Raw genomic sequence first — 21812 nt, 5'->3', positions numbered from 1 at the left:
CCTCATGCGACGTCTTCCCTGATGCGCTGGGCCCCGCGCAGCCGCGCCGGAGCCGCCCGGCGGTTCTCGGCGACCTCTTCCTCGGTGGGAAGTTCGGCACCACGCGTGAGCAGCTTGAGTCGGGGCTGGTAGCGCTCGGGCACGACCGGCAGCCCGGGCGGCGCGGTGTTCGCGGCACCGGCCGCGAACACCTGCTTGACCAGGCGGTCCTCCAGCGAGTGGTACGACAGCACGGCGATCCGCCCGCCCACGTCGAGCGCCTTGACCGCGGCCGGGATCGCCCGCTCCAGAACGGACAGCTCTCCGTTGACCTCGATCCGCAGCGCCTGGAAGGTGCGCTTGGCAGGGTTGCCGCCCGTCCGCTTGGCGGCCTGCGGCAGGGCATCGCGGATCAGCTCCACGAGCCGCGCGCTGTTGTCGAACGGCTCCTTGTCCCGCTCGCGGACGATCGCGGCGACGATCCGCTTGGCCTGCTTCTCCTCGCCGTACGCCCGCAGGATCCGCACCAGCTCGCCCGCCGGGTAGGTGTTGAGGACCTCGGCCGCGCTGATGCCGGTCGTCTGGTCCATGCGCATGTCGAGCGGCGCGTCCTGGGCGTAGGCGAAGCCGCGGTCGGCCTCGTCGAGTTGCATGGAGGAGACGCCGAGGTCGAACAGGACGCCCTGCACGCGCGCGATGCCGAGCCGGTTCAGTACGTCAGGGAGCTCGTCGTACACGGCGTGCACGAGGGTGGCCCGCTCGCCGAAGGGCGCGAGCCGCTCGCCGGACAGCCGCAGGGCCTCCTTGTCCCGGTCGAGGGCGACGAGCCGGGCCTCGGGGAACCGGCTCAGCAGCGCCTCGCTGTGGCCGCCCAGGCCCAGGGTGCAGTCGACGACCACCGCTCCCGGCCGCTCCAGTGCGGGCGCCAGCAGATCCAGGCACCGCTGGAGCATCACCGGGACGTGTCGACTCTGGCTCAAGGGGGCCTCTCAGGTCCGGCGCGGGCCGTACGCACCGCCGGGTCCCCGCCCGCTCGTGAAGGGGAGGCCTGCCGGCGCCGGAAGCGTCAGCCGACCGGGAGCGGGAGGAGGCCGAGCCGTACGTACGCGCCGCGCACGTGGGGAGACGGTCCGGACGGAGCCGGGATCTCCGGGGGAATTCAGTCCAGCAGGGAGAGTCTCGCCTCCCGCTTCGCGTCACTTTAGTCCACCCTGTCTCGCGGTCAATCAACCGGCCTGCGCGTCGCGGACCGCGCCTCGGGCAGGAGCGCATTTCGACGGCAATCACCCGTCCGGCGCAGGTTTGCCCTCCGTGTGGGTTAGCTCACAACAAGCCACGATGACGTTCTTTGTCCACTCTCACAACAGGCTCGGACCAGCGGTGACCAGTAACGTCATGGGTATGACGACTTCCGCAGCAGCTCCCACTGGATCCGAAGGCGCCATAACTCACGGCGGCACCGTGACGGATCGCCTGGTCGAGGCCAACCAGCACTACTCCGCCGCCTTCTCCGACCCCGGTATGGACGCGCACCCCGTCCTCCACGTCGCCGTCGTGGCCTGTATGGACGCCCGGCTCGACCTGCACGCCGCGCTCGGCCTGGAGCTCGGCGACTGCCACACCATCCGCAACGCGGGCGGCGTGGTCACCGACGACGTGATCCGCTCGCTCACCATCAGCCAGCGCAAGCTGGGCACGCGCAGCATCGTCCTCATCCACCACACCGGCTGCGGCCTGGAGTCCCTCACCGAGGACTTCCGCACCGAACTGGAGATGGAGGTCGGCCAGCGCCCGGCCTGGGCCGTGGAGTCCTTCCGGGACGTCGACCAGGACGTACGGCAGTCCATGCAGCGGGTGCGCACCTCGCCGTTCCTGCTGCACACCGACGATGTGCGGGGCTTCGTGTTCGACGTCAGGACGGGTCTGCTGCGCGAGGTCGACCCGGCCTGACCGGCCCGCCGACGGCCCGCCCGCTCCGGAACGTCCCGCCACCGGCATCGAAAACGCCGGTCGAAAACGCCGTAAGACCGACATAGTGCAGGCAGTTGTCCACAGGCGAGTGACACGAATCGGTAACGGCAGCAAGAATGCGGGGTGTGGCGTCACGCGGAACCATTCACGCGTGGTGTCCGTGTTCGGGGTGGGCCGGTCCGCATCGCAGAGCGACGGCCCGGAGTAAGAACGGGCCGAGGAGGGCCGGGTGACGACCTATGACGATCGAGCGAGCCTCACTGATCTGACTGCCACTGTGGAGCGGGTCCGCAGTTCGGTGGAGGGAGTGATCGAGGGCAAGCCCGAGGTCGTACGGCTTTCGCTGACCGTGCTGCTCGCCGAGGGACATCTTCTGATCGAGGACGTTCCCGGGGTGGGCAAGACCATGCTGGCCAAGGCGCTGGCGCGGTCCATCGACTGTTCGGTGCGGCGTATCCAGTTCACGCCCGACCTGCTGCCGTCGGACATCACCGGCGTGTCCATCTGGGACCAGCAGCGGCGGGACTTCGAGTTCAAGCCGGGCGCCATCTTCGCGCAGATCGTGATCGGCGACGAGATCAACCGCGCCTCGCCCAAGACCCAGTCCGCACTGCTGGAGTCGATGGAGGAGCGCCAGGTCACCATCGACGGGCAGACCTATGAACTGCCCAGCCCGTTCATGGTGGTGGCCACGCAGAACCCGGTCGAGATGGAGGGCACCTACCCGCTGCCCGAGGCCCAGCGCGACCGCTTCATGGCCCGGGTCTCCGTCGGCTACCCCAGTGTGGAGGCCGAGTTGCAGATGCTCGACATCCACGGCGGGGTGAGCCCGCTGGAGGACCTCCAGCCGGTGGCGCACGCGCACGACATCGTGAAGCTGATCGAGGCCGTGCGGGGCGTCCATGTCGCCGAGCCGGTCCGGCGGTACGCGGTGGACCTGGTCGCCGCCACGCGCACGCACCCCGATCTGAGACTCGGCGCCTCACCGCGCGCGACGCTGCACCTGCTGCGCGCGGCGAAGGCGTCGGCCGCCCTCAGCGGCCGGGAGTACGCGCTGCCGGACGATGTGCAGGCCCTCGCCGTGGCGGTCCTGGCCCACCGGCTGCTGCCGACGGCCCAGGCCCAGCTCAACCGTCGTACCTCGGAGCAGGTCGTCCAGGAGATCCTGCAGCACACCCCGGTGCCCGCGGCGCCCCAGCAGCAGTCCGGCTTCGGCGGCCTGGTCCGGGGCGCGCCCGCCTATCCCTCGCAGCCTCCGCGGAGGCTGTGATGACGGCCGGGGGGACCGGGCAGGCGGAGACCGAGCGCGACGAGAAGGGCGGCGTCCGTACGGCCCTGGCGGGGCTGACCACCCGCGGGCGGTCCTTCCTGGCCGCGGGCATCGCGGCCGCGATCTGCGCGTACGTCCTGGGGCAGAGCGATCTGCTCCGGGTCGGGCTGCTGCTGGCCGTGCTGCCCCTGATCTGCGCGACCATGCTCTACCGCACCCGTTACCGGGTCGCCGGCAGCCGCCGGCTCGCCCCCTCGCGGGTGCCGGCCGGCAGCGAGGCCCGGGTCCATCTGCGGATGGACAACGTCTCGCGGCTGCCCACGGGACTGCTGATGCTGCAGGACCGGGTGCCGTATGTGCTCGGTCCCCGGCCCCGCTTCGTCCTGGACCGGGTGGAGCCGGGCGGCCGCCGCGAGGTGTCCTACCGGGTCCGCTCGGACCTGCGCGGCCGCTATCCGCTCGGCCCGCTCCAGCTGCGTCTCACGGACCCGTTCGGGATGTGCGAACTGACCAGATCCTTCTCGACGTTCGACACCCTGACCGTGATCCCGCGCGTGGAGTCGCTGCCACCGGTCCGGTTCAGCGGTGAGGCGAAGGGGTACGGCGACGGGCGGCAGCGCTCGCTGGCCCTGGCGGGCGAGGACGACGTGATCCCGCGCGGGTACCGCTACGGCGACGACCTGCGCCGTGTCCACTGGCGTTCCACCGCCCGCTACGGCGAGTTGATGGTGCGCAGGGAGGAGCAGCCGCAGCGCTCCCGCTGCACGGTGCTGCTCGACACGCGCGGCATCGCCTTCGCGGGCGCGGGTCCGGACTCGCCCTTCGAGTGGGCGGTGTCGGGCACCGCGTCGGTCCTGGTCCACATGCTCGAACGCGGCTTCTCGGTGCGGCTGTTGACCGACACCGGCAGCGCCGTGCCCGGCGAGGGCACCGACGGGTTCGCGGGCGCCAGCCAGGAGACCGCGGACGCCGCCGGGCTGATGATGGACACCCTCGCCGTGATCGACCACTCGGACGGCACGGGGCTCTCCCGGGCCTACGACGTACTGCGCGGCGGCAACGAAGGACTGCTGGTCGCCTTCCTGGGCGACCTCGACGACGAACAGGCCGCGGTGGTGGCCAAGATGCGCCAGCGCAGCGGCGGCGCGGTCGCCTTCCTGCTGGACAGCGACGCGTGGATGCGCGAGCCGACCGATGTGCCCGGCCCCACGGCGCAGCACGGGGAGCGACTGCGCCTGCTGCGCGAGGCGGGCTGGACCGCCGTGAGCGTCCCCCGGGGCGCCTCACTGAGCGAACTGTGGCGCCAGGCGGACCGCGAACGCACGGGCGTCGCCGCGGTGTCCGGCGGAGAGGCACTGTCATGAGTGGGCGGGCACGGCTGGCCATGTGTGCCGCCGCGGCGACGTTGATGGCGGCGTGTGCGCTGCTGCCGCTGGTGGACAAGCCCACGTGGCTGCTGCAGGCGGTCTTCCTGGTGGCGGTGCAGACGGGGGTGGGCGCGGCGACGCGCCGGGTGCCGCTGGCCCGGCCGCTGACCGTGGCGGCACAGGCGCTCACCTCGCTGATGCTGCTGACCCTGCTGTTCGCCCGGGAGCACGCGATCGCCGGGCTGATCCCCGGTCCGGACGCGATCCGGCACTTCGCCGATCTGTTCCGGCAGGGCTCGGAGGACGTCAACCAGTACGCGATCCCGGCACCGCTGTCCGACGGCATCCGGCTGATGCTCGTCGGCGGCGTCCTGGTGATCGGGCTGATCGTGGACACCCTCGCGGTGACCTTCCGCAGCGCGGCCCCGGCCGGACTGCCGCTGCTCGCGCTGTACTCGGTGGCCGCGGGGCTGTCCGACGGCGGCGCCGACTGGCTGTGGTTCCTGGTCGCGGCGGCCGGCTATCTGATGCTGCTCCTGGCCGAGGGCCGGGACCGGCTCTCCCAGTGGGGCCGCGTCTTCGGCGGCGCGCCGCGCGCCCCGGGCGAGCCCGCGGGCAACGCGGTGGCACCGGTCCGCACCGGCCGCCGTATCGGCGCGGTCGCGCTCGGCGTCGCCCTGTTCGTGCCGCTCGCCCTGCCCGCGATGCAGGGCGGCCTCCTGGACGGCACCGGAACCGGCGTGGGCGCGGGCAACGGGAACGGCGGCACGATCTCCGCGGTCAACCCCCTGGTGTCGCTGCGCGACAGTCTGAACGTGGACCAGGACCGCCAGGTCCTGTCCGTGAAGACCGACACCAACGACATCTCCGACCTGTATCTGCGCATCGTCTCCCTGGACGACTTCGACGGCGTCACCTGGAAGCCGTCCCAGCGGCACATCGTCGGCGTACCGGACCGGTTCCCCACGCCGATCGGCCTGGGCCAGGGCATCAAGCGCAAGACGGTCACGACCACCATCTCGGCGGCGGACTGGTACGCCCAGGACTGGCTGCCGATGCCCTACCCGCCGAGCAGCGTGAAGGTCGGCGGCAGCTGGCGCTACGAACCCGTGGGCATGACGCTCGTCGGCGACCACGGCCAGAACACGCGCGGCGCGACCTACCAGGTGACCAGCCTGGACGTGCAGCCGTCCGCGGACCAGCTGGCCACGGCGCCGGAGCCGTCGGCGGCGCTGAAGCGCGACTACACCAAGGTGCCCTCCTCGCTCCCGTCGGTCGTGGCCAAGACCGCCAGGGAGGTCACCGACGGCGCGACGAGCCACTACGACCAGGCGGTCAAGCTCCAGGACTACTTCGCCGTCACGGGCGGCTTCCAGTACGACACCCAGGTGGAGGTCGGCAGGGGCCGCAACGCCATTGCCGCCTTCCTGCAGAAGAAGCAGGGCTTCTGCGTCCACTTCTCCTTCGCGATGGCCGCGATGGCCCGCACGCTGGGCATCCCGGCCCGGGTCGCGGTGGGCTTCGCGCCCGGTTCCCCGCAGGCGGACGGCTCGGTGTCGGTCGGTCTGAAGGACGCGCACGCCTGGCCCGAGTTGTACTTCGAGGGCGTGGGCTGGACCCGCTTCGAGCCGACCCCGACCCGCGGTACGACCCCCTCGTACACCCAGACGGACACGCCGGGCAGTTCCCTGCCGGACCAGGTGCGCCCGTCCCAGGCGGCGAGTGCGGTGCCCTCGACGGAGGCCTCGCCGAGCGAGAGCTGCACGGCCCAGCAGCGCAAGCAGGACGTGTGCTCCAGCCCGTCCGCGGCAGCCGCGCCGCACACGGACGACAACGGTCCCCGGTGGTGGGAGTACGCGCTGTGGGTGCTCGGCGGGCTGGCCGTCGTGACGATCCCGCTGACGCCGATGCTGTGGCGGATGCGGCTGCGCGCCGTACGGCTGGGTGGGCATGCCCGTAGCGACGAGGGCGCGGCGGCCCACGCGCTGGCGGCCTGGCAGGAACTGACCGACACCGCATGGGACTTCGGCATCATGCCGGACGACTCGCAGACCCCGCGCAAGGCGGCCGCCCGGATCGTCCGGCTCGGGCATCTGGACCCGGTGGCCGGGGCCGCGGTGCACCGGGTGGCCGACGCCGTGGAGCAGGTCCTCTACGCGCCGCGGCCGCGCGCGACGGCGGGGCTCGCCGAGGACGTGCGCCGGGCCGTCGGCGGGCTGAGCGGCACGGTCGGCCGCGGTACGCAACTGCGCGCGCGGTTCGCCCCGCGGTCCAGCGTGCGGGTGCTGTGGGCGGTCTCGGCCTGGTGGGCGTCGCTCAGGGCCCGCACGGCGGCGGCCCGGCCCACCCTGCGCAGGCCGTCGGGCCAGCGGGGCTGAGGACGGACCAGCGGGGGCCGAGGACAGAACTGAGGGGTGACCACCCGGTGGGTGGTCACCCCTCAGCGCGTCTCGCTCGGATCTTCCGGCGAAGCAAGCGCGGTACTAGTGGCCTTGTTCGTCCCGGCGGCGCTGCCAGCGCTGTTCGATGCGGTCCATCATGGAACGCTTCGGCCGTCCCTGACGGCGCGCATGCGGGGTGCCGGCGGGCTGTTCGCCCGGCTTGGGAGCCTTGCGCCACCCCGTTACGGCGAGTACCGCACAGCCCAGCATGACGAGGAAGCCCACCACGCTGACCCAGATCTGCTGTGCGACCATTCCGGCCATGAGGAGCGCGATACCTACGAGGAAGCCCGCCACCGCCTGGTAGACCCGTCGTCGGGTGTACGTGCGCAGCCCGCTTCCCTCAAGCGCTGTCGCGAACTTGGGATCTTCGGCGTACAGCGCTCGCTCCATCTGCTCGAGCATGCGCTGCTCGTGCTCCGAGAGCGGCACGGAGTCCTCCTCATCGTGCAGTCGCCGGGGCGACCCGGGGGGTCCCTTCAGGATAGGCAGGGAATCGCCCCCGTGAAACCCGCCCCTCTACGCCAATTGGCCAACCGGAATCCCGCCATGGCCGGCCCGGCTCGCTGAGGCTTCCATTCCCCGGCGGCCGACCCGTCATGCCGGGCGGTCTCCCTCGATCATACGGCGCAAACCGCTCGATCGGGGGGCCTGTGGCGTACTCCATGTGCGCCCGCGGCGCTGATCAGCAGCGTGACTCGGGGGGCGGCTCAGGCCCCGGTCGCGCCCCTCGTCTCGCCCAGGACGTGCAGCTGGGTGGCGACGGAGTGGAACGCGGGGAGCTCGGCCGCCGCGGCCTCCAGCTTCAGCAGGGCGTCCAGGGCCCCGGGCTCGGTGTCCACGAGGACGCCGGGTACCAGGTCGGCGAAGACCCTTACGCCGTGCACGGCGGCCACCCGGAGGCCCGCGGCCTCGACCAGCTCGGTGAGCTGCTCGGCGGTGAAGCGCCGCGGCATCGGGTCGCCGGTGCCCCATCGGCCGGCCGGGTCCTCCAGCGCCTGCTTGGCCTCCGTGAAGTGGCCCGCGAGGGCGCGGGCGAGCACGGCGCCGCCGAGGCCGGCCGCGAGGAGGCTGAGGACGCCCTCGGGGCGCAGTGCGGCCACCGCGTTGCGGACGCCCTCGGCCGGGTCGTCCACGTACTCCAGGACGCCGTGGCACAGCACCACGTCGTAGCCGCCGCGCTCGACCACGTCGAAGAGCCCGTGAGCGTCGCCCTGCACGCCCCTGACCCGGTCGGCGACCCCGGCCTCGGCGGTCCGGCGCTCCAGCGCGAACAGCGCGTTCGGGCTGGGGTCGACGACGGTGACGCGGTGGCCGAGGCGGGCCAGGGGCACGGCGAAGTTGCCGCTGCCGCCGCCGGTGTCCAGCACGTCCAGCGAGTCCCGGCCCGTGGCCTTGACGCGACGGTCCAGGGCGTCCTGGAGGACCTCCCAGACCACGGCGGTACGGAGGGAGGAACGGGGGCGCATCGGATCCGACACGGCAGTTGACTCCTCGGCACGGCACCGCCTGTTGCCCGGCGGCGCGAACGGGGTGCCTCCCCGGCCCGGGGTACCGGAGGAGGGAAGGCTGCAGGCGCTCTCCACCCTATTGCCTCCGGTGCCGTACCAGGTCACCGCGATGGTGTACCGCCGCGTCCGTCTCGCACGGCGGACACCGGTCGCCGTCAGCCCGCTCCGCGGCGGGTGGTCAGCCCGCGTCCGGGAGCTCTCCGCGGGCGAGGGGGCGGTCCGGCCCGTCCGTGTCCTGGCGTGGCTGTGGCAGGACCGGCTGCAGCACCAGCATCCGCTCGACGAGGCGGACGAACATCGCCACGTCCCGTATGAGGTCGTCGGCGTCCCGCTGGGTGGCCGCGCCCTGGATGCCCGCCTCGGCCCGGGCGCGGCGCCGGGCGCCGGAGGCGAACAGTGCGCTCCACTCGGTGAGCTCGGGCGCGATCTCGGGGAGCACTTCCCAGGCGCTCCTGATGCGGGGGCGGCGCCTGGGCGAGGGCTCCGGGCGGCCTCGCGCGGCGAGGACGGCGGCGGCCGTGCGCAGGGCGGCGAGATGGGCCGTCGCATAGCGCTCGTTCGGCGTTTCGAGGACGGCGGCCTCGTCGAGTCCGGCGCGGGCCTGGGCGAGCAGGTCGAGGGCAGCGGGCGGGGCCGTGGTCCGGCGGAGCACAGGGTGCACATCGCTCGCCGGGCCGGTCAGTGAGGGGGCAGGGCCGGTGGCGCTGCGCCGACGTGCGGCGGCTGCGGACGAGTTGGCCATGACGAACCTCCTGTCGTCTGGGTGACGGCACGACCTGTCCGGTGATGCCGTATGTGCCCATCGTGAGGTATGCCACTGACAATCCGTTCTGACCTGGGGTTTTGCTTCGATCGAAAGTTCGGGCTAGTTTTTGCACTGACCAGTCAGTTCAAATTGGGGAACGATCGGGGATGCGGGGAACGTCCCCGGGCCCCAGGGATGGGGGAGCTGTGAGCAGTCCGCCAGGACTCGCCGTCGCCGCCCGGGATTTCGGCCTCAAGGGCCCCCGGGGCTGGGCGTTCCAGGGGGTCTTTGTCGACGCCGAGCCCGGCTCGCTGATCGCCGTCGAGGGACCGTCCGGCTCCGGCCGGACGTGTCTGCTGCTCGCGCTCACCGGCCGGATGAAGGCCACCACGGGAACGGCGGCCGTGGGCCCGGCCCATCTGCCCAAGCAGCTCGCGGCGGTGCGCCGGCTCAGCGCGGTGGCCAACGTCGCCGGTGTCACCGACCTCGAACCGGCCCTGACCGTCGGCGAGCACCTGCGCGAACGGGCGCTGCTGCAGCGGCGGTTCGGGGACTCGCTGCGCGGGCTGATGCGGCCGCACCGGGAGCGGACGCTGGAGGCGAGGCTGCGGATCGACGCCGCGCTGGGTGCCGCCGGGCTCGACCGGGAGGCCCTGCCCAAGGGTTCCCGCACCGCCGTACGCGATCTGGAGCGGCTGGAGGCGCTGCGCCTGTCCGTCGCCCTCGCGCTCATCGGCAGGCCCCGGCTGCTCGGGGTGGACGACGTCGACCTGAAGCTCTCGGACGCCGAACGGGCCGAGGTCTGGGCCCTTCTGAAGTCCCTCGCCGAAGCCGGGACGACGGTGGTCGCGGTGTGCAGCCAGGCCCCGGACGACGCCGTGGTCATCTCGACCGGGACCACGAAGGAAACAGAGACCGAGACCGAGGCCAGCACCAGCACCAGCACCAGCACCAGCACCGACACCGACACCGACACCGACACCACGATCGACGACCTGGCGAAGGAGGACGGCGATGCGCTCGCCGAGGCTGGCCGCGCTTGAGCTGAGGCGCTTCGGCCGGGGGAAGCTGCCGCGTGCCGCCCTGGTCGCGCTCCTGGTCCTGCCGCTGCTGTACGGCGCCCTGTACCTGTGGTCCTTCTGGGACCCGTACGGCCGTCTGGACCGCATCCCCGTGGCGCTCGTCAACGACGACAAGGGGGCGACCGCCGGCGGGAAGAGGATCACGGCGGGCGACGACATCGTCGGCGGGCTGCGGGACAGCAAGACCTTCGAGTGGCACGAGGTCGACGCGGCCGAGGCACGCAAGGGCGTCGAGAACGGCACGTACTACCTGTCGCTGACCATGCCGGCCGACTTCAGCCGGCGCATCGCCTCCAGCTCGGGCGACTCCCCGGAGACGGGCGCCCTCCAGGTGCGTACGAACGACGCGAACAACTACATCGTCGGGCAGATATCCCGGACGGTCTTCAGCGAGGTGCGCACGGCCGCGTCCACCAAGACCTCCCGGTCCTTCCTGGACCGGATCTTCATCTCCTTCTCCGACATCCACGGGCAGACCGTGAAGGCCGCGAACGGCGCCGACAGGCTCAAGGGCGGCATCGGGAAGGCGGAGAAGGGCTCCAAGGACCTCGCGGACGGGCTGACGGACGCCAAGAGCGGCAGCGGCAAGCTGTCCAAGGGCCTGAAGAAGCTCAACACGGGCGCCGGCGACCTGGAGGACGGTTCGCAGCAGGTCTCCGAGGGCACGCAGACGCTCGCGGACAACGTCAACGGGGTCTACGACAAGGTCGGCCCGTTCCTCAAGGGCAACGAGAAGACCATCGGTGACACGGCACAGCTGGTCGCGGACTCGGCCAAGGCGGTCGGCCACAACCTCGACGTCCTGGTGAAGGCCGCCCCGGGCGCCGCCAGGACCGCGCACGCGGCCTCCGAGGCGCTCGACGAGGTCTACCGGACGCACTGCGAGGCAACGGTGCTGCCCGACCCGATCTGCCCCGATCTGAAGAAGGCCAAGGAGGCCGCCGCCGACGTGGCCACGGTGGCCGACGACCTCAACACGCTGATCGCCGACCAGGACGGCGACCTGAAGACGCTCCGCGCCAACCTCGGCACGCTCCAGAAGCAGGCCCAGGCCCTGGCCGACCGCTCGCCACACCTCTCCGAGGACGTCGACGACGCCGTCAAGAAGATCAACAAGCTGAACGACGGCGCGGGCAAGGTCGCCGCGGGCGCCAAGAAGCTGCACACCGGGCTCGGCACGGCCCGGACCGGCGCCGCCGACCTGGACGAGGGCGTCGGCAAGCTCAAGACGGGCGCCGAGGACCTCAACGGCGGCATGTACAAGCTCGTCGACGGCTCGGGCAAGCTCGCCGGCGGACTGCACGACGGGGCCGGGCGGATCCCCGACTACGACAAGAAGGACCGCGACCAGCGCACCGAGGTGATGGCCGACCCGGTCCAGCTCGCATCCCGGGACCTGCACAAGGCGCCCAACTACGGCACCGGGTTCGCCCCGTACTTCATCCCGCTGTCCCTGTGGGTGGGCGCGATGGTGGCGTACATGCTGATCCAGCCGCTCAACCGACGTGCCCTGGGGGCCGGTTCCGCCGCCTGGCGGATCGCGCTGGCGGGCTGGCTGCCGGTGGTCGCGGTCGGCGTGCTGCAGACGGCGGCCCTGATGGCGGTACTGCACTGGGCGATCGGTCTGCAGATGGCCCGCGCGGCCGGGACGGTGGGCTTCCTGTTCCTGGTGGCGGCGTGCTTCGGGGCGCTCGTGCAGTGGCTGAACGCGCGCTTCGGGGCGGCGGGCCGGATCCTCGTGCTCGCCCTGCTGATGCTCCAGCTGACGTCGGCGGGCGGCACGTACCCCGTGCAGACCAGCCCGGGCTTCTTCAACGCGATCCATCCCTTCCTGCCGATGAGCTATGTCGTCGCGGCCCTCAGAAGGCTGATCACCGGCGGCGGCCTGGGCCCGGTGTGGCAGGCCTGCGCCGTGCTGGTCGCCTTCACGGCCGGTGCCCTGGCACTGACCGCCCTGTCGGCCCGCCGCAGCCAGGTGTGGACCCTGGACCGGCTGCACCCGGAGCTGAGCCTGTGACAACCTCACGTATGACCTCGGCTTCCACGCCCTTTGGGGCCACGGTTCCTGTGACAATCGGGCCCATGGAAAGCAGCAGCACCACGTCGGGCGGCCGCACGCGCCGCGAGGCCACCCGGCAGAAGCTCTACGAGGCGGCCGTCACACTCATCGCCGAGCAGGGCTTCTCCGCCACCACCGTGGACGAGATCGCCGAGCGGGCCGGGGTCGCGAAGGGCACGGTCTACTACAACTTCGCGAGCAAGTCGGTCCTCTTCGAGGAGCTGCTGCGGCACGGCGTGGGCCTCCTCACCGCCTCCCTCCGGGAGGCGGCCGAACGGACCGAGCGCGAGGGCGGCAGCAAGGTCGACGCCCTGGACGAGATGGTCCGCGCCGGACTCGTCTTCATCGACCGGTACCCGGCGTTCACCCAGCTGTACGTGGCCGAGCTGTGGCGCACCAACCGGGCCTGGCAGTCCACCCTGATGGTGGTCCGGCAGGAGGCCGTCGCGGTCGTCGAGGGCGTGCTGCGCGAGGGCGTGGCGAACGGCGAGTTCAGCGAGGAGATCGATGTCCAGCTGACGGCGGCCGCGCTGGTGGGCATGGTGCTGGTGGCCGCGCTGGACTGGAAGTCGTTCCAGCCGGAGCGGTCCCTGGACGATGTCCACGCGGCCCTGTCGCGGCTGCTCCAGGGACGGGTGAGCGGACGGGGCTGAACGCGAAAGCGCCAGTCCGATGTGGCCGCGTCCCCCGCGGGCCACCGTCGGACCGGCGCCTTCCGTACTCCCCCGTTGGAACCCCCGTTCCGGTCTTCCCCCGGGTCTTCCCCTTGCTCCCCCCGTGTCTCGCTTCCGCCGACGAATCGGCGGAAGGAGCGGACCAGGGCGCGACTGCCGTTCCGCCGCCCCGTGTCGGCGGTGCCGGACGTGGCGCCCTTTCCGTGTCTCCACTGTCTCGTTCGCGCCGGTCGGCCCCCATCCGCGCGCGTACTCATCTCACCCCCTAGGTACGCGTACTCAGGCCTGCGCGCTCATGCCCAGGACGCGCCGATGCCGACTGGTTACGATCGCGTCCGTGTCCGTACTCCCTCTCGTCTTCACGAGCGGCTGGGCCAGCGGTATCAACGCCTACGCCGTGGTGCTGCTGCTCGGCGTCTTCGGCGCGACGGGGCTGAGCGACGACGTCCCCGAGACGCTGCAGCGGCCCGAGGTCCTGATCGCGGCGGGCGTGCTGTTCCTGTGCGAGGCGGTCGCCGACAAGATCCCGTACGTCGACTCGGTGTGGGACTCCGTGCACACGGTGGTCCGGCCGGTCGCGGGAGCCTGGGTCGGGGCGCTGCTCGCCGGGCACAGCGGTTCGCCGTCCGATGTGGCGGCGGCCCTGGTCGGCGGCTCGACGGCACTCGCCAGCCATACGGTCAAGGCCGGCACCCGCATGGCGATCAACACCTCGCCGGAACCCTTCAGCAACATGATCATGAGCCTGGCCGAGGATCTCGGGGTGGCCGGCATCGTCACGTTCGCCATGTTCCATCCGGGGGCGGCGGCGGTGATCACGGCGGTCCTGCTGGCCGCCGGACTGATCGCGCTGTTCTTCCTGGTCTCACGGATCCGCCGCTTCCTGCGGCGCCGGGCCCAGCGGCGGGAGGAGCGCCGGCTGGCCGCGCACGAGGGCCGGCCGCCGGACTGACCGCCCGCGGGCGGGATTGTCAGTGGCGGTCGATAAAGTCGCGGGCATGGCACGGATTGCGGTGATCGGCGCCGGGATGGGCGCGATGGCGGCTGCCGCCCGGCTGGCCGTCGCGGGCCACCGGGTGGTGGTGTACGAGCGCACGGAGACATACGGCGGAGCGCTGCGCCGGTTCGAGCGGGACGGGTTCCGCTTCGACACCGGTCCCGGGCTGCTGCCCCTGCCCGCCGTTTACCGCGATCTGTTCGTCAAGACCGGCAAGGAGCCGCTGGAGGACTGCGTCGAGCTGGTGCAGGTCGATCCGTCGTCCCGGCATGTGTTCGCGGACGGCACCGCCGTGTCCCTGCCCAACGCCTCGCGCGCGGGTGTCGTCTCCGCCCTGGACGAGGCCCTCGGAGCGGGCACGGGGCAGCGCTGGGGCGACTTCCTCGTACGGGCCCGGGAGGCCTGGGACCGCACCCGCCGGCCCCTGCTGGAGGAGCCCCTGTGGCGCAACTGGGCGGTGCTGGCGGAGCGTGAGCCCTATCCGTCCGTCCCCCACAGGCGTCTGCTGCGCACCCGCCGGGCCGGCACGCTCGCCGAGGTCGGCACCTGGGAGCTGCGGGACCCGCGGCTCGCGGCGCTCCTGGAGAGCCACGCCCTGGCGTACGGCCTCGATCCCCGGGTGGCTCCGGCGAGCGCGGCCGTGCTGCCGTACATGGAGCACGCCTTCGGCATCTGGCATGTCCGCGGCGGCATGCGGGAGTTGGCGCGCGCGGTCCACGAGCGGTGTCTGGCGCGCAGGGTGGAGTTCGTCTTCGGCGCCGAGGTCACCGGGATCCTGGAGAAGGACGGCCGGGCGGCGGGGGTGGAACTCGCTGGGGGCACCTCCCAGGCTTTCGGCTCCGGGGGAGGGACGGTGGCCGAGGCGGACCATGTGGTGGCGGACGTGGATCCGGTACGGCTGCGGGGGCTGACGGGGCATCCGCTCGACGCGGAGGGCGACGTACGCGCCGAGACCGCGGCCGCCCGGCCCGGACGGTTCACCGTGCTGCTGGCCCTGCGCGGCGCGCGCGAGGCCGGTGCCGCGCACCGCACGGTCGTGCACGCACCGGACCGGGACGCCGAGTTGGACTTCCTGACCTCGCCGGGCGCCGGGCCGGCGCGCCCCACGGTGACCGTGCTGCGGCCCGACGACCCCGCCCTGTGCCCGGACGCGGACCACGAGTCGGTGGTCGTGTCGGCGACCGTGCCGACAGAGGCCGGCTGGGAGCGGGAGAGCACCGTCGAGGGCTTCGCCGACATGATGGTGGAGGCCGCGGGGGCGGCCCTGCCCGGGCTGCGCGAGCGGCTCATCTGGCGTGAGGTGCGTGCGCCCGGCCACAGTGCGGCCGAGACCGGCGCCGGGCCGGTGCCCGCTCCCGCGCTCGCCGCGGGCGGGGGGCGCTTCCTGCATCCGGCGAACACCACGCGCCTGCCGGGCCTGTACCGGGTGGGCGGCTGGTCGCACCCGGGCGGTGGACTCCCCCACGCGGGCATGTCGGGCGCGCTGGTCGCGGGGCTGATCGTGGAGGGACCGGACTTCCGGGGCTCCCAGTGAGGCCCGGCGAGCCCTCAGAACTCCAAGTGAGGCCCCGCTAGCCGTTCAGAAACGGTACTGCTCGTCGTAGCCGTTCCCCGGCTGCTGACCGTTGCCCTGCTGGTACGGGTACTGCTGCTCCTGCGGCAGCTCGCCGCCGTACGTCTCGTCGGTGCGCTGCTGCGGGACCCAGACTCCGCCGGCCGGGGTCTCGCCGTAGCCGCCGGTGGCGTACTGGTCCTGGCCGTAGCCCTGCTGGGGGTACTGCTGGCCGCCGTAGCCGTTGTCGTACGAGGCACCGCCATAGGTCTGGTTGCCGACGTACGGGTCGGAGTAGTTGGCGTACTGCTGCTGACCGGTGGTGTCGTAGCCGTACTGCTGCTGGCCGTAGCCGGAGTAGTCGTACGCGTAGTTCTGGTCGGTGCCCTGGGCGGCGGTCGCGTAGCTCTGGTCCTGGGGCTGGCCCGCGGTCGCATAGGCGGGGCCGCCGTATATGCCGTACGAGCCCGTGTCCTCGGGGAGCGGCTGCGGCTCGTAGACGGCGGTCGCCTCGGCGGCGGTGGGCTCGGCGGAGCGGGTCGGCGCGAACACGTCCTCGCGGTCGTAGTCGTCGCCGCCGTACGAGACGCTGTCGCGGCGGTAGGCGCCGTCCCGGTCGTCGTCCCCCTCGGCCTCTTCCAGGTCGGAGACCTCAAGGGTGGGGTCAACCGGCTCGCCGCGGCGGCGCTTGCTGCCGCCGCCCGCGGCCGGACCGCGGACCGCCCAGCCGGCCGCGAAGCCACGGCGGAACGACAGCGTGACGTAGGTCTGGCCGATCGCGAAGGCCGCCGCGCCCAGTCCGATGACCACGACGGACGGGATCAGCACGCCGAGCACGACGCCGAGGAAGCCGACGAAGGCGAGCAGGCGCCAGCGCAGGCGCGCCTTGTACTGCAGCAGCACCTCGCCGAGCAACCACAGCGCGACGATGCCGAACGCGATGTAGAGGACCGTCCAGCCCATGTACGCCCCTCTCCCAGTGACCGCTACGCAGTGTGTCGTATACCCGTGCGGCCGGTCTAGGCCTGCGGGGGGTGGTGCAGGCCCAGGTTCTCGTAGATTTCCAGCGGTGCCGTGGAGTTGTTGAGCGTGATGAAGTGCAGTCCGGGGACTCCCTCGGCCAGCAGCCGTGCGCAGAACTCCGTGGCGAACTCGATGCCAATGGAGCGTACCGCCGCCGGATCGTCTTTTGCTGTGAGGATCCGCTCTTTCAGGGCTTCCGGGAACATGGCGTTGCTGAGCTTGGGCAGCCGCTCCAGCATCTTCACGCTCGTGACCGGCAGGACCTCGGGGATGACCGGGGTCTCGCAGCCCGCGGCCACGACCCGGTCACGCAGCCGCAGATAGGAATCCGGCTGGAAGAACATCTGCGTGATCGCGTAGTCGGCGCCCGCGCGGCACTTGTCGACGAAGTGCTCGACGTCCGTGTCCCAGTCGCTGGAGCGCGGGTGCATCTCCGGGAAGGCGGCGACGCCCACGCAGAAGTCGCCCGACTCCTTGATGAGACGGACGAGTTCGGCCGCGTAGGTCAGGCCCTTGGGGTGCGGCACCCAATCGCCCATCGGGTCGCCGGGCGGGTCGCCGCGCACGGCGAGCATGTTGCGGATGCCGGCGTCGGCGTACTGGCCGATGATGTTGCGCAGTTCGGCGATGGAGTGGTCGACCGCGGTGAGATGGGCGACCGGTGTGAGCGTCGTGTCGACGACGATCTGCTCGGTCTCCTTGACCGTGGTGGCCCGGGTGGAGCCGCCGGCGCCGTAGGTGACGGAGACGAAGTCCGGAGCCACCGCCTCGACCCTGCGCAGCGCGTTCCACAGGCTCCGCTCGCCCTTGGGGGTCTTCGGCGCGTAGAACTCGAACGAGTACGTCGTCTTGCCGGTGCCGAGGATGTCGCGCACGGTGCGTGCGCGATCCGTCCTGGTCGATGCGGTTCCGAGGGCCATACCCGCAGGTTAGCCAGGGGCGGGCGGAGGCCCAACCGAGGGCCGGAGATTTGCCCGTTTTGCCGACTTTCTGTCCACTCCTTGGACAGAAGGCGGGCGGGAACACGGACAGTGACGGCTGCTACACCTGACGCAGCCGCTTCTGGAACTCGGCCGCCGCCGCTCCCGGGTCGTCCGCCTCCGTGATCGCACGGACGACCACCACCCGGCGGGCGCCCGCGTCGATCACCTCGTCGAGGTTGCCGAGGTCGATGCCGCCGATGGCGAACCAGGGACGCCCGGTGCCGAGGGAGGCGGTGTGGCGGACCAGGTCGAGGCCGGGGGCATGGCGGCCGGGCTTCGTGGGGGTCGGCCAGCAGGGGCCCGTGCAGAAGTAGTCCACGCCTTCCTGCACCGCGGCCGCGGAGGCCTCCGACTCGGCGTGGGTGGACCGGCCGATCAGCACCTCGTCGCCGAGCACGGCCCGGGCGGCGGGCACCGGCAGGTCCCCCTGGCCCAGGTGGAGCACGTCGGAGGCGGCGGCGTGGGCGACGTCCGCGCGGTCGTTGACCGCGAGCAGCTTGCCGTGCCGGGCGCAGGCCTCGGCGAACACCTGGAGGTGCTCCAGTTCCTCGGCCGCCTCCATGCCCTTGTCCCGCAACTGCACGATGTCGACGCCGCCGGCCAGCACCGCGTCCAGGAACTCGGCGAGGTCGCCCTGCCGTCTGCGGGCGTCCGTGCAGAGGTAGACCCGGGCGTCGGCGAGACGGGCACGTGCGCTGGCGGTGTCGGGCATGGGTTGACTCCCCCGGTTGTCGGTACGAAGAGGTGCGAGGCGATCCGATGGCGGCGCGGGCGCACGCCACCGAGGGGCCGGGCCGGGCCACGGCCCCTCGGCGTACGTCGTTCCGGCGTATCGGTGTGTTGGGATCAGACGGCAAGCGCCTGGGCCCGGCGCTTCACCTCCGTGCCGCGGTTCTCACTCAGGGCCTGGGCGGGGGTGCCGGGCAGGCTCGGGTCGGGGGTGAAGAGCCACTCCAGCATCTCTTCGTCCGTGAAGCCGTCGTCCCGCAGCAGCGTCAGGGTCCCGGACAGGCCCTTGACCACCTTGTCCTCGTCGATGAAGGCGGCGGGGACGTGCAGCGCGCGGTTCTCGCCGCGGCGTACGGCGATGAGCTGGCCCTCCTTGACCAGCTGCCGCACACGTGTCACCTCGACGCCGAGTTGTTCGGCGATGTCGGGCAGCGTGAGCCAGGCGGGGACGAGAGCATCGATCTTTGCGTCAATCTCGGTCACGGAAACAGCCTGCCATCCCGGACTGACACTCGGAAGCCGGGCCCGTCCCAGCTGGGCTTTTTCACTACCCTGCCGCGGCCTGCTTCAAGGGCCGCGCCGGATCCGTCAGCAGCTGGGCGACCACCGGCGTGCCCGCCTCGATCAGCCGCCGCCCCTGGGCCAGGTCCCGCGGCCGGCCCACCGCCAGCAGGGCGACGAGGCGGTCCTCGCGGAGCCAGCAGACGGTCCAGGCGGGCCCGAGCGGGTCGCCGCGCCACAGCAGCGTGTCGGCGGACGCGTGGTGACCGGCGTACTGGACGAAGCGGCCGAACTGCTCGGACCAGAAGTAGGGCACGGGGTCGTAGACGGCCGGGGCCTCGCCGATGATGTTGGCGGCCACCGTGCGCGGGCCCTGGAGGGCGTTGTCCCAGTGGTGGACGAGCAGCCGCTCACCGTACCGGGCCGACGGGAAGGAAGCGCAGTCGCCGACCGCGTACACGTCGGGGGTGGAGGCGCGCAGATGGTCGTCGGCCACGATCTCGCGGTGCGCGCCGAGTTCGATGCCGGAGTCGGCGACCCAGTCGGTGGCGGGGCGCGCGCCGATGCCGACCACGACGGCGCCCGCGGGCAGCCGCGCGCCGTCGTCGAGCACCACCGCGCCCGGCTCGATGCGCTCCACGCGCGCGTGGGTGCGCAGCGCGGCTCCGCTGTCGGCGTACCAGGCGGTCATCGGCGCGGCCACCTCGGCGGGAAGCGCTCCCGCGAGGGGGCGGTCGGCGGCCTCGACGACCGTCACCGCACAGCCCGCCTCGCGGGCGGCCGTGGCGAACTCGGCGCCGATCCAGCCCGCGCCGACGACCACGATGTCGTGCCGCTGGGAGAGCACGGGCCGCAGCCGTTCGGCGTCGTCCAAGGTGCGCAGCAGATGCACTCCGGGGACGCCCTCCGTGCCGGGCAGGCGGATCGGTTCGGCGCCGGTCGCGACGACCAGGACGTCGTACGGAACGGGCCCGGACTCGGTGTCCAGCTCGTGGTCGGCGGGGCGCACGCCGTCCGCCTCGCACCCCAGTCGCAGTTCGATGCCGAGCGACTCGAAGTCGACGTCGAAGGCGGAGCCCTCGGCCTTGCCGAGCAGCACGGCCTTGGACAGCGGCGGCCGGTCGTAGGGCTGGTGCGGCTCCGCGCCGATCAGCGTGACGGTGCCGGTGAAGCCCTGTTCCCGCAGGGCGACCGCGGTCTGCACCCCGGCCATGCCCGCGCCGACGACGACCACGCGCCGTGCCTGTGACGTGCCCCGTTGCTGCGTCTGCTCGCTCACCCGATCACCATAGACAACTGACAAACTGTCAGTCAGGGGGCGAGCTGGGTGACCTGCTCCACAACGTTCGTTCCGCCGGCCCGCCGGGCCTCCCGATCGGGCCGTGGACGGAGGCTCCCTTACCCGGGCGAAGCTCCGCGGGCTAGGGTGGCCACCGTACAAGCACTCGCGGGAGCCCGGACGCACCGGGCTGAGAGGGAGGCTGGCGGCCTCCGACCGTACGAACCTGATCCGGGTCATGCCGGCGAAGGGAGGGGCTGGACGCCCATGTCGTCACGTACGTCAGACGTCCTCGTCGTGGGGGGCGGAATCATCGGCCTGGTCACGGCCTGGCGGGCCGCGCAGCGCGGGCTCGTCACCGCCGTGGTGGATCCCGAGCCGGGCGGCGGAGCCGCCCAGGTGGCGGCCGGGATGCTGGCCGCGGTCACGGAACTGCACTACGGCGAGCAGACCCTGCTGGGCCTGAACCTCGCCTCGGCCCGCCGCTATCCGGACTTCGTGGCCGAGCTCACCGAGGTCACCGGCCACGACGTCGGCTACCGGCGGTGCGGCACGCTCGCCGTCGCGCTGGACGCCGACGACCGCACCCATCTGCGCGAACTGCACGCCTTCCAGCTGCGGTCGGGCCTGGAGTCCGAGTGGCTGTCGGGGCGGGAGTGCCGGCGCCTGGAGCCGATGCTCGCGCCCGGTGTGCGCGGCGGGCTGCGGGTGGACGGGGACGATCAGATCGATCCGCGGCGGCTGTCGGCCGCGCTGGTGGCCGCGTGCGAGCGCGCGGGGGTGGTGTTCCACCGCACGTGGGCGGAGCGGCTGTCGGTCGTACGGGACCGGGCCGCCGGTGTCGTCACCCGTGAGGGAGACGTCCTGGGCGCGGACCGGGTGGTGCTCGCGGCCGGCAGCCTGAGCGGGCGGCTCGCGGGCGTGCCGGACGGTCTGCTGCCGCCGGTGCGGCCGGTGAAGGGACAGGTGGTGCGGCTGACGGTGCCTCGGCGGTACGCGCCCTTCCTGAGCCGTACCGTGCGGGCCGTGGTGCGCGGCGGGCATGTCTATCTGGTGCCCCGGGAGAACGGCGAGCTGGTCGTGGGGGCGACGAGCGAGGAGCTGGGCTGGGACACGACGGTGACCGCGGGCGGTGTGTACGAGCTGCTGCGGGACGCCCATGAGCTGATGCCGGGGATCACCGAGCTGCCGCTGACGGAGACGCAGGCCGGACTGCGCCCGGGCTCCCCTGACAACGCGCCGATGCTCGGCCCGACCGCGCTCGACGGGCTGCTGATGGCCACCGGGCACTTCCGCAACGGCGTGCTGCTCACACCGGTCACCGGCGATGTCATGGCGCAGGTCCTGGTCACGGGTGAACTCCCGGACCTGGCCCGCCCCTTCACACCGCAGCGGTTCGGTACCGCAGTCGCCGTCGCGTCGGCCCCGGTCCCTTCGGAGCAGCCCGCATGAACATCTCGGTCAACGGGGAGCGCCGGGAGATCGCGCCCGGCACCGCTCTCGACACCCTTGTGCGGTCCCTCACCGCGGCACCCCGCGGCGTGGCCGCCGCGCTCAACGAAACCGTCGTCCCGCGCGCGCAGTGGTCCGCCACGGCCCTCTGCGAGGGAGATCGCGTCGAAGTCCTCACCGCCGTGCAAGGAGGCTGA

General features: G+C 72.4%; 20 protein-coding genes and 1 riboswitch. Of the genes, 11 read left to right on the top strand and 9 right to left on the bottom strand.

Annotated features, from left to right (window positions below; translation table 11 throughout):
- Nucleotides 1-2: 2 nt before the first annotated feature.
- The gene (gene rsmH / locus ACFY1J_RS08370) at nucleotides 3-959 is read right to left on the bottom strand and encodes a 16S rRNA (cytosine(1402)-N(4))-methyltransferase RsmH (protein WP_390709163.1); all 957 of its coding nucleotides are present in this window, start codon (nucleotides 957-959) and stop codon (nucleotides 3-5) included.
- A gap of 358 nt (nucleotides 960-1317) precedes the next feature.
- On the opposite strand from rsmH, the gene ACFY1J_RS08365 reads away from it, so the two are divergent.
- From ACFY1J_RS08365 to ACFY1J_RS08350, 4 genes are all read left to right on the top strand, one after another.
- Nucleotides 1318-1929 carry a beta-class carbonic anhydrase gene (locus ACFY1J_RS08365; protein WP_390709164.1) on the top strand — a complete coding sequence of 204 codons (612 nt, stop codon included), beginning with the start codon at nucleotides 1318-1320 and terminating at the stop codon, nucleotides 1927-1929.
- A gap of 250 nt (nucleotides 1930-2179) precedes the next feature.
- Nucleotides 2180-3220: an AAA family ATPase gene (locus ACFY1J_RS08360; protein WP_390709165.1), complete on the top strand. Its 1041-nt coding sequence runs from the start codon at nucleotides 2180-2182 to the stop codon at nucleotides 3218-3220.
- A complete protein-coding gene (locus ACFY1J_RS08355; RefSeq protein WP_390709166.1) occupies nucleotides 3220-4584 on the top strand; it encodes a DUF58 domain-containing protein in 1365 nt (454 codons plus the stop codon). Before ACFY1J_RS08360 ends, ACFY1J_RS08355 begins: the two co-directional genes overlap by 1 nt.
- Entirely contained in the window at nucleotides 4581-6965 is a 2385-nt protein-coding gene (locus ACFY1J_RS08350; RefSeq protein WP_390730905.1) for a DUF3488 and DUF4129 domain-containing transglutaminase family protein, read from the top strand. Before ACFY1J_RS08355 ends, ACFY1J_RS08350 begins: the two co-directional genes overlap by 4 nt.
- 105 nt (nucleotides 6966-7070) lie before the next feature.
- On the opposite strand, the gene ACFY1J_RS08345 is transcribed toward ACFY1J_RS08350, so the two are convergent.
- From ACFY1J_RS08345 to ACFY1J_RS08335, 3 genes are all read right to left on the bottom strand, one after another.
- Nucleotides 7071-7460, bottom strand: coding sequence for a DUF3040 domain-containing protein (locus tag ACFY1J_RS08345; RefSeq protein WP_363297039.1), 390 nt, complete (start codon nucleotides 7458-7460; stop codon nucleotides 7071-7073).
- Nucleotides 7461-7738: 278 nt separating this feature from the next.
- Nucleotides 7739-8509, bottom strand: a complete 771-nt coding sequence (locus ACFY1J_RS08340; protein ID WP_390709168.1) for a methyltransferase domain-containing protein — start codon at nucleotides 8507-8509, stop codon at nucleotides 7739-7741.
- A gap of 208 nt (nucleotides 8510-8717) precedes the next feature.
- Nucleotides 8718-9281, bottom strand: a complete 564-nt coding sequence (locus tag ACFY1J_RS08335; RefSeq protein ID WP_390709169.1) for an SAV_6107 family HEPN domain-containing protein — start codon at nucleotides 9279-9281, stop codon at nucleotides 8718-8720.
- A gap of 170 nt (nucleotides 9282-9451) precedes the next feature.
- Here ACFY1J_RS08335 and ACFY1J_RS08330 point away from each other — a divergent pair, with 170 nt between their 5' ends.
- From ACFY1J_RS08330 to ACFY1J_RS08310, 5 genes are all read left to right on the top strand, one after another.
- Entirely contained in the window at nucleotides 9452-10327 is an 876-nt protein-coding gene (locus tag ACFY1J_RS08330; protein ID WP_390730904.1) for an ATP-binding cassette domain-containing protein, read from the top strand.
- A complete protein-coding gene (locus ACFY1J_RS08325; protein WP_390709171.1) occupies nucleotides 10299-12383 on the top strand; it encodes a YhgE/Pip family protein in 2085 nt (694 codons plus the stop codon). The genes ACFY1J_RS08330 and ACFY1J_RS08325 overlap by 29 nt, the downstream gene beginning before the upstream one ends.
- Before the next feature lie 65 nt (nucleotides 12384-12448).
- Nucleotides 12449-13078 (top strand): TetR/AcrR family transcriptional regulator, encoded by a 630-nt coding sequence (locus tag ACFY1J_RS08320; RefSeq protein ID WP_390709172.1) that lies wholly within the window; start codon nucleotides 12449-12451, stop codon nucleotides 13076-13078.
- A gap of 358 nt (nucleotides 13079-13436) precedes the next feature.
- Nucleotides 13437-14051 (top strand): DUF4126 domain-containing protein, encoded by a 615-nt coding sequence (locus ACFY1J_RS08315; protein WP_390730903.1) that lies wholly within the window; start codon nucleotides 13437-13439, stop codon nucleotides 14049-14051.
- Between the two features lie 46 nt (nucleotides 14052-14097).
- The gene (locus ACFY1J_RS08310) at nucleotides 14098-15630 is read left to right on the top strand and encodes a phytoene desaturase family protein (protein WP_390730902.1); all 1533 of its coding nucleotides are present in this window, start codon (nucleotides 14098-14100) and stop codon (nucleotides 15628-15630) included.
- Between the two features lie 45 nt (nucleotides 15631-15675).
- Here the strand turns inward: ACFY1J_RS08310 and ACFY1J_RS08305 are convergent, their stop codons facing one another.
- From ACFY1J_RS08305 to ACFY1J_RS08285, 5 genes are all read right to left on the bottom strand, one after another.
- Nucleotides 15676-16611, bottom strand: a complete 936-nt coding sequence (locus ACFY1J_RS08305; protein ID WP_390709175.1) for a hypothetical protein — start codon at nucleotides 16609-16611, stop codon at nucleotides 15676-15678.
- A gap of 56 nt (nucleotides 16612-16667) precedes the next feature.
- The gene (metF, locus tag ACFY1J_RS08300; protein WP_390709176.1) at nucleotides 16668-17591 is read right to left on the bottom strand and encodes a methylenetetrahydrofolate reductase [NAD(P)H]; all 924 of its coding nucleotides are present in this window, start codon (nucleotides 17589-17591) and stop codon (nucleotides 16668-16670) included.
- Between the two features lie 121 nt (nucleotides 17592-17712).
- On the bottom strand, nucleotides 17713-18366 hold the full coding sequence (gene thiE / locus ACFY1J_RS08295; RefSeq protein ID WP_390709177.1) for a thiamine phosphate synthase: 654 nt from the start codon (nucleotides 18364-18366) through the stop codon (nucleotides 17713-17715).
- Between the two features lie 134 nt (nucleotides 18367-18500).
- The gene (locus tag ACFY1J_RS08290) at nucleotides 18501-18866 is read right to left on the bottom strand and encodes an Rv2175c family DNA-binding protein (RefSeq protein ID WP_263207802.1); all 366 of its coding nucleotides are present in this window, start codon (nucleotides 18864-18866) and stop codon (nucleotides 18501-18503) included.
- A gap of 64 nt (nucleotides 18867-18930) precedes the next feature.
- Entirely contained in the window at nucleotides 18931-20163 is a 1233-nt protein-coding gene (locus ACFY1J_RS08285) for an NAD(P)/FAD-dependent oxidoreductase (protein ID WP_390709178.1), read from the bottom strand.
- 158 nt (nucleotides 20164-20321) lie between these two features.
- Nucleotides 20322-20433: riboswitch (TPP riboswitch) on the top strand.
- Here ACFY1J_RS08285 and thiO point away from each other — a divergent pair.
- Both thiO and thiS read left to right on the top strand, forming a co-directional pair.
- Nucleotides 20431-21615 carry a glycine oxidase ThiO gene (gene thiO / locus ACFY1J_RS08280; protein WP_390709179.1) on the top strand — a complete coding sequence of 395 codons (1185 nt, stop codon included), beginning with the start codon at nucleotides 20431-20433 and terminating at the stop codon, nucleotides 21613-21615. It overlaps the preceding riboswitch by 3 nt.
- Nucleotides 21612-21812, top strand: coding sequence for a sulfur carrier protein ThiS (thiS, locus tag ACFY1J_RS08275; RefSeq protein ID WP_390709180.1), 201 nt, complete (start codon nucleotides 21612-21614; stop codon nucleotides 21810-21812). Before thiO ends, thiS begins: the two co-directional genes overlap by 4 nt.

The organism is Streptomyces sp. NPDC001406 (assembly GCF_042895285.1).
In the GTDB taxonomy this organism is placed as follows: domain Bacteria; phylum Actinomycetota; class Actinomycetes; order Streptomycetales; family Streptomycetaceae; genus Streptomyces.
Note: the sequence above shows the minus strand (reverse complement) of the source record. Positions and strands in the feature narration are given on the sequence as shown.

Excerpts from the sequence above, each read along its gene's own strand:
- metF (WP_390709176.1), bottom strand. The coding sequence starts at position 17,591 with ATGGCCCTCGGAACCGCATCGACCAGGACGGATCGCGCACGCACCGTG.
- ACFY1J_RS08365 (WP_390709164.1), top strand. The coding sequence starts at position 1,318 with ATGACGTTCTTTGTCCACTCTCACAACAGGCTCGGACCAGCGGTGACC.
- ACFY1J_RS08305 (WP_390709175.1), bottom strand. The coding sequence starts at position 16,611 with ATGGGCTGGACGGTCCTCTACATCGCGTTCGGCATCGTCGCGCTGTGG.
- thiS (WP_390709180.1), top strand. The coding sequence starts at position 21,612 with ATGAACATCTCGGTCAACGGGGAGCGCCGGGAGATCGCGCCCGGCACC.
- thiO (WP_390709179.1), top strand. The coding sequence starts at position 20,431 with ATGTCGTCACGTACGTCAGACGTCCTCGTCGTGGGGGGCGGAATCATC.
- ACFY1J_RS08355 (WP_390709166.1), top strand. The coding sequence starts at position 3,220 with ATGACGGCCGGGGGGACCGGGCAGGCGGAGACCGAGCGCGACGAGAAG.
- ACFY1J_RS08330 (WP_390730904.1), top strand. The coding sequence starts at position 9,452 with ATGCGGGGAACGTCCCCGGGCCCCAGGGATGGGGGAGCTGTGAGCAGT.
- thiE (WP_390709177.1), bottom strand. The coding sequence starts at position 18,366 with ATGCCCGACACCGCCAGCGCACGTGCCCGTCTCGCCGACGCCCGGGTC.
- ACFY1J_RS08310 (WP_390730902.1), top strand. The coding sequence starts at position 14,098 with ATGGCACGGATTGCGGTGATCGGCGCCGGGATGGGCGCGATGGCGGCT.
- ACFY1J_RS08335 (WP_390709169.1), bottom strand. The coding sequence starts at position 9,281 with ATGGCCAACTCGTCCGCAGCCGCCGCACGTCGGCGCAGCGCCACCGGC.
- ACFY1J_RS08325 (WP_390709171.1), top strand. The coding sequence starts at position 10,299 with ATGCGCTCGCCGAGGCTGGCCGCGCTTGAGCTGAGGCGCTTCGGCCGG.
- ACFY1J_RS08350 (WP_390730905.1), top strand. The coding sequence starts at position 4,581 with ATGAGTGGGCGGGCACGGCTGGCCATGTGTGCCGCCGCGGCGACGTTG.
- ACFY1J_RS08320 (WP_390709172.1), top strand. The coding sequence starts at position 12,449 with ATGGAAAGCAGCAGCACCACGTCGGGCGGCCGCACGCGCCGCGAGGCC.